Consider the following 230-nt stretch of genomic DNA (forward strand, 5'->3'; position numbering starts at 1 on the left):
GTAATGCTGGGCGGCTCGATGCAGCCCTATGTGTGGACGATGAATGGCGCCGTCTGGGGCCAGCATCGCCCGGTTACCGCGAGGCGCGGCGAGCGGATCGTGCTGTCCTTCCACAATATGTCGATGATGGGTCCCCCGATGCATCTGCACGGGCATGTGTTCCAGGTCGTCGGGCTGAATGGACGGGCGGTTACGGGCGCGCGGCGGGACACGGTGTATGTGCCGCCAAT

General features: G+C 64.8%; 1 protein-coding gene. It reads left to right on the top strand.

Annotation, left to right across the window (positions count from 1 at the left end; genetic code table 11):
* A partial coding sequence (locus tag SB816_RS35460; RefSeq protein ID WP_410548679.1) for a multicopper oxidase domain-containing protein occupies positions 1–230 on the top strand: 230 nt, incomplete at both ends.

The sequence above is a fragment of the Achromobacter sp. SIMBA_011 genome (genome assembly GCF_046535435.1).
Lineage (GTDB): Bacteria > Pseudomonadota > Gammaproteobacteria > Burkholderiales > Burkholderiaceae_B > Achromobacter > Achromobacter dolens.